The following is an 8,371-nucleotide window of genomic DNA, read 5'->3' on the forward strand; positions in this document are numbered from 1 at the left end:
GGCCAAGCGCTTGGCGGCGGAAACCCGTTTTTCCGCCGCCGAGATCATGGCCATGTCGTTCTCGGAAATGGTCTGGTGGCTCACGGATTGAGTCACCAGCCGCACACCCAGGCAGAGCGAACATATGGCGAACAAACTCGCGCTCGGCCTCGTCATTGGCGGGGCTGTCAGCGCTACCGTGGGCAACGCCTTTAAAGATGTTGAAGGCCGAATCAAAAAGCTTGAAGCCACCGGGGCCAAAGCCCGGGTCATGCAACGCCAGATCGGCGACACCATCCGCCTGCGCAACGAGTGGAAAACCGCCCACGACAGCGGCGCCGCCGGTGCGTCCATGCTGTTGACCCGCCTCAACGCCAACCTCGACAGCCTGCGCAAGCAGGGCGTAGAAGTCGGGCGGCTTGACCGGGCTTACCAGGTATTGGGCCGAACCGCCCGCAGTGCCGAGCTAAAAGCCAAAGGTCATACCCAATTCAACGAGGGGCGGGCCGGGATAAAAAACACCCTGGGCAAAGCCGCGATTGGCATTGCAGCGGTCGCGGTGCCCACCAAGGTATCGGCGGACTACCAGGCACAAATCCGGCAAATGGCGATCTGGGCGCACACGGCCGGCACCGACGCTGAAAAGCAGATGGCTGACAAAATCACCCAGGTCGCGACCCAAAAAGGTATGAGCCAGAAGGCACTGGCCAGTGCCGTCAGTGGCCTGATTGAAAAGGGCATCAGCTGGGAAGAGTCGGTGGATTACGCGCCACTGATCGCGGATCTGGTCGACGGCCAGGGCATGGAAGCCGAAACCATCGCCACCCTGTTCAGCGCCTTTAAAGAGGCGGGCGTCGCCAAGGAAGACATGGGCGCCATGCTCGGACAGGTCGCGGCGGCCGGTGATATTGGCGCATTTGGCCCCAAGGACATGGCCAAGTACATGCCGGCGCTGTTGGGCACCATCAAACGCCTGGGCATGGAAGGCCCGGAGGCGGTGCGTTTTCTCGGGGCCAGCCTGCAATCGCAGTTTTCCCAGACACAAGATGCGGCTGCGGCGGCCACCAACATGGACAACCTGCTCAACGCCGTGATCAGCAGCACCAGTCAGAAGCGTTTTGCACAGGCGGGCTATGACCTGACCGGGTCGATACTGGCAGCCACCAAAAGCGGCAAAGCGGCCAACCCGGTCGAAGCTTTTATCATGCTCAGCGAAAAGTTGATCGCCCGGCAGGACCCGGAAAAAGCCAAGCGCGTCGAGGCGCTCAAAGCCAAGATCCAAGCGTCAAAGGACGGCAGCGCTGAAGAAGAACAGGCGATGGTAGCGCTGATTGAGGCCGCCGGTTTGGCCTCGATTGTCAGCGATAAAAGTTCCAGTGCTGGCCTGCTGGCCCAGATCAAATACGGCAAAACCATCAAGCAGAACATGGCCGATATCAAGGACACGGACGGCCAGGCCAAGATCGAAAAAGACGCCGCTGATGCCCGTGGCGCCTCGGCTGCAAAATGGGGCTCGGCAGCGGCGAGCATGGAAGCCTCCATGATCAGCATCGGTGATGCCTTGCGCCCGCTGACGGATCTGGCGGCGGATGGTTTGACCAAAATCGGTACCAGCATTGCGGGGCTGGCTGGCGAGTTCCCCAAAGTGATCAGCGGCACCACCCTGGCAGTCAGTGCGATTGGCCTGGTGGCCACCGCATTCAGCGCATTCAAAATGGGCAAGGGCTTGATCAACATTGCTCGTGGCGCGCTGGGTGGTCGTGACAGTAATAAGGTGCAGAAAGTCTTTGTCACCAACGCCGAAGACGGTGGCGACAGCCCGCACGAGAGCAAGGGCTCAAAAGTGCTGGACCTGGCTGAAATTGGCCTCAAGGCGCTGGGTGGCAAACAGGACGGCGACGCCGAAGAGGGCGAGCGCAAAGGCTTTAACCCGGTGGATGTCGGGCTCAAGGTGCTGGACGTGTTCCGCGAAGCCAGCACCGGCGAGAGCGGCAGTGAAGAAGCGGGGCCGCAACGGGTGTTTGTGGTCAACGCCGCCGCCTTCGGTGGCTTGGGCGGCGCCGGAGGTCGTGCTGGGCGCCGTAGCGGCAGTCGCGGGGGCAGAGGTCGTACTGGCCGACGCCGGGCTGGTGGCGCGGGTGGTGGGCCACGTCCACCGCGTCCACCCGTACCCCCACGGCCACCCATTCCGCCGGTACCACCCGGTCGCGCTGCACGGGCGATGGGGTTGATCGGCAAAGTAGGCAAAGTCAGGAAACTGATCCCCGGTGCTGCCTTGATCGAGGGCGGCATGCGTGCGCTCGAGACCTTCCAGAATGCCGATACGCAGGAAGCCAAGGCCGAAGGCTATGGTGCAGCAGCGGGTAATATGGCCGGAGCGTTGGCGGGTGCTGCAGCCGGTGCGGCGATTGGCTCAGTGGTACCGGTTCTGGGCACGGCTATCGGCGGCGTGATCGGCGGCATCCTCGGCAGCATGGGCGGTGAGTCCATCGGCGCGAGCCTGGGTAAATCCTGGTTCGGTGCAGATGATAAAAAACCGTCAGAGCCGGTAGTCAAGGCGCTGGCATTTGATCCGCGCTTGACCCGTACCCTGCCCGGGGCAACCAAAATGGGTGATGTCGTGCGCTCGTTCTCCAGCGCTGCCCCCACAGGGCCGCTGGCCATGCCGCCGAAAATCGAACCCATCCTCAAAGCCGCACCACCCAAGATCGATCAGAAAATCGACATCCATGCGCCACTGCAAATCACCGTAAAAGGCGATGTCAAAGACCCGGCCGCTTTGGCCCGGGAACTGCAACCGCACCTGCAGCGGCAGATGGAACAAATCGGCCAGCAGATGTCGAGCCGTAACCTCTATGACGCCCCGCATGTCGGGTAAGGAGCACATATGGCCTACGTGGAACAACTGCAATCAGGCTTGAAAAACCTGGTCGCCGCCGGCGTAACCGGGCGCCGTAGCCTGGACGGTATGCTGGGCCCGGTTAACGGCGCCATCAGCGACATTACTGGCGCCGCCTCAGCACTGGACGACTTGCCGTTTATTGGCCCTGAAGTGGGGGCCAAGGTGCAGCGGCTTGTGCGCGGGGTCAACGCCGCCCAGGCCAAGGTCGGGGCAGTGGTGGCCACCTACAACAACGCCACCCGGGCGGCCTCGCAAATCGAGGAACGCCTGGGCACGCTGAAAGAACAGGCGGGCAAGGCAGCGGCGGCGATCAACAAAATCGCCGGCAATGCCAACCCGGCCCTGGCCAACATCATCCCCACCGGCGCCTTCGGCAAAGACCTGACCCCGGCCGTGGAAGCGGTAAAACCCTTCCCGCACCTGCTGATCATCCAGCCGCTCAAACCGCAATCCCAACCCTACTACTTCAACCTGGACACCGCCGCCTTTGAAGAACTGAGCCGCACCACCGACTTTCGCTGGGCCGCGCAAGAACGCCTGACACGCCGACCGGCCCAACAGGCCATTGGCATGGGCGAAGAGCGGATCAAACTCAAGGGCTCGATTTACCCGGGCTTTAAAGGCGGGCTGAAACAACTGGACACCCTGCGCAGCATCGGCGCCCAACTGCAGCCGCTGGGCCTGACCACGGGCTACGGCGAAGTGCTGGGCAACTGGTGCCTGAAAAGCATCGAAGAAGAGCAGGGCGCCTTCCTGCAAGGCGGCATCCCGCGCAAACAAGCCTTTACCCTGGAGTTTGTACGTTATGGCGACGACCTGCAGAACCGCTAGCGGCGACGTGCTCGACACGATCTGCCAGAACTACTACGGCCATCTCAACGGCACGGTCGAGGCCGTGCTCGATGCCAATCAGGGGCTGGCCGATGAGGTGCAGCCGTACAGGGCAGGGGTGGTTATCTGCTTACCGGATCTGCCAGCCCCGAGTAATGAGGTGGTGATGCTGTGGAGCTAATCATCTTTCGTTACGCGTAACGCTTATTTTTAGCTCGCCCTATCAGGCGAGTTTTTTTGCTTGGTATTTACCTATGACACCAACCTTTCGCCTCATTGCAGACGGTGCAGACATCACCTCGCTGATTAATGACCGCCTGCTGTTACTGCGGACAACGGACAAACCCGGTATGGAGTCAGACGACTTTGAGCTGCGTATCGATGACCGCGATAGCGCAGTATCACTGCCAAGTCGCGGGGCCAGCATTGAGGTCTTTCTCGGCTACAGCGGCACCGCGTTAACCCGCTTGGGGCGTTACACCGTTGACGAGGTCGAACTGTCCGGCCCACCGGATACCTTGGTGATCCGGGGCAAAGCCAGCGACATGCGCGGCAGCGGCAAAACCACCCGCAGCGGCAGTTGGGAAAACGTCAGCCTGGCCAGCATCGTCAATGACGTGGCTGCACGAAACGGCTGGCAGCCCGTGTGTCCGGTAGCCATCGTCGTGCCCCGGGTGGACCAGCTCAACGAATCAGACTTCAACTTTATCACCCGGCTGGCCAGGCAATACGACTGCACCGCCAAAGTCGCAGACGGCAAGCTACTGGTCCTGCAACGCCAGGCCGGGCAGAGCGCAAGCGGCAAGGTCCTGGGCGCGATCACCCTGACCCGTAGCGACGTCAGCCGCTGGCAATTCCGCCTCGCGGATCGCAGCACCCATAAAGCGGTCAGCACCCAGCATCAGGACAAAAAAACCGGCAAGTTGGCCATCATCACCTTGGACAACGACCAAGCCCCGGACGGCCTGCCGCCAGTTCACACCGACCGCCATATCTACCCAAACAAATCCGCCGCCGAACAAGCGGCCAAGGCCCGGCTGTCTGCCTTCAACCGCTCCACCGCTGCAGTACGCCTGGAAATGCCCGGCCGCACCGACCTGTTTGCCGAACGCAGCATCAACGCCCAGGGCTTTAAAACCGGCCTTGATGGCGAGTACCTGGTGGACTCGGTCGAGCAGGTCTTCACCCAAAGCGGCTGGACCACCACCGTCGAATGCAACGGTGGCAAACAGGGCAAAGCCAAGGCCAAAGGCAAGAAAACCAAGGCTAAGGCGCCGCTACAAGTCATCGAGCTGTAACCCCCGGCAGACATTCACCCAACCCGCCTTATGCGGGTTTTATCGTTAGGGCAAACCCATGTCGATTACACGGCAACAACTGCTGCAGATCCTCCCCAACGCCGGCCAAGTTGCCGGCGTTTTTGTGCCGCTGCTAAACACCGCAATGGTGCGTTACCAGATCATTGGCTCCAAGCGCGTAGCCGCGTTTATCGCGCAGATTGGCCACGAGTCCGGCCAGCTTAAATACGTCAAAGAAATCTGGGGCCCAACGGCAGCCCAAACCAAGTACGAAGGCCGCAAAGACCTGGGCAACACCGTGGCCGGAGACGGCTCCAAGTACCGGGGGCGTGGCCTGATCCAGATCACCGGCCGGGCCAACTACATCATGTGCGGCGAAGCGTTGGCACTCGACCTGATTAACCACCCCGAGCTGCTGGAGAAACCACAGCATGCCTGCATGTCAGCAGCATGGTTCTGGGTGACCAGGGGGCTCAACACCCTGGCCGACGCGGGCCAGTTCGACAAGATCACCCGACGCATCAATGGTGGCCAGAACGGCGCGGCCGATCGGCAGGCGCTGTACGCCCGGGCGCTCAAGGTGCTGGCGTGAAGATCGATGCGGTGAAGTGGGGCGGGGTGCTGCTGATCATCCTGGCCCTGATGGCGGGTAGCGCGTGGGCCGCATGGGAGTGGCAGGCCAACGCCTACGGCCAGCAACTGGCCGCTAAGGAAGCAGCCTACCAAACCGAACGCACCGATCTGGCCAATGCCAACTCGGCGCAAATTCTGGCAGAGCAGGGCAAGCGCCTCGCCCTGGAGCAATGGCTGGCAGCCAGTGACCAATCCCATTACCGAGCCCTGACCGATGAGAAAACCAAACAAGCCCGCCTGCGTGATCGCCTTGCTACTGCTGACCTGCGGCTGTCAGTCCAACTCGACGCCGCCGCAACTGGTTGTGACGGAGTGCAAGCCACCACCGGCACCGGCAGCGTGGTTTATGGCGCCCATAGAGCCCGACTTGACCCAGCGCATGCTCAACGAATTATCGGAATCACCGGCGACGGCGACCAAGGACTGATCGCGCTGCAGGCCTGCCAGGCCTACGCCAAAGAAGTATCAGGCACAAAGTAAAAGGAGCGGCCAAAGCTGGATGCGTCAACATCCAGCCCGGCCACCGAACCCGCAGATCATTCCTGCAAGTCCAGTCAAGGCTCCTGCTTCGTGCACAAAGCGGAGCGAGCCTAGCACCTGTCTATCTATACAGCAAAGGTCTTGCACATTATGTCTTCACCCATCATCCCTTGGATGGGCGGCAAACGCCGCTTGGCCGACCGCCTTATCCCCCTGTTCCCACCTCACGAATGCTACGTCGAAGTTTTCGCCGGCGGCGGGGCGCTGTACTTCCTGCGCCCACAGCCCGCGCCATGCGAAGTGCTCAACGACATCAACGGAGATCTGGTGACCCTGTATCGCGTGGTACAGAACCATCTGGAAGAATTCGTGAGGCAATTTAAGTGGGCCCTTAGCTCACGGCAGATTTTCGAGTGGCAAAAAATGACCCGCCCGGAAACCCTGACCGACATCCAGCGTGCGGCCCGATTCTTCTACCTGCAGCACCATGCCTTCGGTGGCAAGATCACAGGGCATGTCTTCGGTACCGCAACTACAGCTCCTGCAATCAACCTGCTGCGCATTGAAGAAAACCTGTCTGCAGCCTGGCAGCGTCTTGCAGGTACCTACGTCGAAAACCTGCCCTGGCTTGAATGCGCAGAGCGCTACGACCGGCCGCACACCTTTCACTACATGGACCCACCTTACTGGCAGACCGCTGGCTACGGCGTGGACTTCCCGTTTGAAAACTACGAGCGCATGGCTGACTTTATGCGGCGCTGCAAAGGCAAGGTGATGGTCAGCATCAATGACCACCCGGACATTCGTCGGGTGTTTGAGGGGTTTCATTTTGAGACGACTGAGATCCGCTACACGACCACAAATCAGCGGCAGGGGAAGGCTGAGGTTACAGGGGAGTTGATTGTGATGAACTGGATGCCTAGTGATCTGGGTGGGTTGTTTTAGTGAAGTCTGATTTTGATCGATCTTTTAGCTAAGGTTGAGCGATGATTGCTTTTGTCAATAATTATTTATTCTGGGTTTTCAGATCATTCTATACCGAGATGGACGATTTTAGCTTTTCGGTAAGGGCTACAACACATTTACCTTGATTGCGTCTGTTTAAGTCACTCTCAAAAGGTGGCAATATGACATGCGTGGGTGAATGTTGTTTATCGTACATTTAGAGTATTACGGAATTCATTAATGATTAATTCAGTTTTTTTAGAAAATTTCATGCGGATACATGAAAGAACAGAGATCGAACTAGGGCCGGTGACTGTGTTAGTAGGTGCTAATGGATCGGGGAAATCATCAGTATTAAAAGGGATACATTGGGCCGTTAGGTGCGCAGCTTTAAGGGATGCAACGGGCAAACTAACCCTTGAGCAAATGGACTATGTGCCTAGTAAAGAATACGTTCAGCTTGCACATAAAACCCGCATCACAAATGGAAGTGGTAGCCCAAAAATAGTTGTCGGATTTAGAGATGAGCACGATAATGACACTACAATTGAATTAAGCTCGGCAAGAAATGACGCCGGCGTTATAGCTACTATAACAGGCCCAATGAGTGCTGCATTAATAAACCAAGAAAATCATCTCACGTCTTATATTCCAGGCCTTGCTGGTCTCGCCGAAACAGAAACTTTATTGGCTACTCCTGTTCTTCACCGAAAAGCGGCATCTGGCGAAGGAGGTTCAGTGCTGCGGCATATGCTCCTAGAACTAAAAAAAGACAGTGACCCTGAAATAGATGGATATTTTGAACTGGTAGAGCTGAATTCATGGGTGTCTAAGGTTATTCCTGAAGCGAGATTCTGGGTTAAGTTTGACCCTTTAAGAGATACGATTATATATGCGAAATTTTGGACCCCGGACATGCGGACTTCTGGCAGAAGTATAAAGCTCCAATGGAAGCCTTTAGAAATGGCGGGGACAGGATTTCTTCAGATAGTGCAGATATTCACCTATCTATTGAAATTCAAATCAAATTTAATTTTGATAGATGAGCCTGACGCACATTTGCATCCCGGTACGCAAGAGAGATTAATTTCTGCTCTAGAAAAGGCTGCTATTGCCTTTCCAGCAACAAAATTAATTATCAGTACTCACTCACCCAGTTTGGTCAGAGCGTGTGGGCCAACCACCCGAGTCCATTGGATGGATCGAGGATCGGCCCTGAGAGAGGGGGCGGTCTCAAGGAACAAGTGCAACAGTCAGTTAATTTTTCTGAGCATGCTAATCACGAAACTGGGCATTCCCGCCT

Annotated in this window: 8 protein-coding genes; all 8 read left to right on the plus strand. The window is 58.1% G+C overall.

Annotation, left to right across the window (positions count from 1 at the left end):
* Positions 1–124: 124 nt before the first annotated feature.
* Positions 125–2,857 (plus strand): phage tail tape measure protein, encoded by a 2,733-nt coding sequence (locus CJU81_RS22615; protein ID WP_095038330.1) that lies wholly within the window; start codon positions 125–127, stop codon positions 2,855–2,857.
* A gap of 9 nt (positions 2,858–2,866) precedes the next feature.
* The gene (locus tag CJU81_RS22620) at positions 2,867–3,712 is read left to right on the plus strand and encodes a phage tail protein (protein WP_095038331.1); all 846 of its coding nucleotides are present in this window, start codon (positions 2,867–2,869) and stop codon (positions 3,710–3,712) included.
* Positions 3,687–3,893, plus strand: a complete 207-nt coding sequence (locus tag CJU81_RS22625) for a tail protein X (RefSeq protein ID WP_095038332.1) — start codon at positions 3,687–3,689, stop codon at positions 3,891–3,893. Before CJU81_RS22620 ends, CJU81_RS22625 begins: the two co-directional genes overlap by 26 nt.
* 73 nt (positions 3,894–3,966) lie before the next feature.
* Complete coding sequence (locus CJU81_RS22630; RefSeq protein WP_095038333.1) at positions 3,967–5,010, plus strand: phage late control D family protein; 1,044 nt, start codon at positions 3,967–3,969, stop codon at positions 5,008–5,010.
* 58 nt (positions 5,011–5,068) lie between these two features.
* Entirely contained in the window at positions 5,069–5,602 is a 534-nt protein-coding gene (locus CJU81_RS22635) for a glycoside hydrolase family 19 protein (protein WP_095038334.1), read from the plus strand.
* Entirely contained in the window at positions 5,599–6,123 is a 525-nt protein-coding gene (locus CJU81_RS22640; protein WP_095038335.1) for a lysis system i-spanin subunit Rz, read from the plus strand. The genes CJU81_RS22635 and CJU81_RS22640 overlap by 4 nt, the downstream gene beginning before the upstream one ends.
* 150 nt (positions 6,124–6,273) lie before the next feature.
* Positions 6,274–7,068: a DNA adenine methylase gene (locus tag CJU81_RS22645; protein ID WP_095038336.1), complete on the plus strand. Its 795-nt coding sequence runs from the start codon at positions 6,274–6,276 to the stop codon at positions 7,066–7,068.
* 240 nt (positions 7,069–7,308) lie between these two features.
* Positions 7,309–8,371 (plus strand): AAA family ATPase (locus CJU81_RS23925; protein WP_176464899.1); only part of this gene is annotated, 1,063 nt, incomplete at its 3' end.

This window comes from Pseudomonas fragi, from assembly GCF_002269505.1.
Lineage (GTDB): Bacteria > Pseudomonadota > Gammaproteobacteria > Pseudomonadales > Pseudomonadaceae > Aquipseudomonas > Aquipseudomonas fragi_D.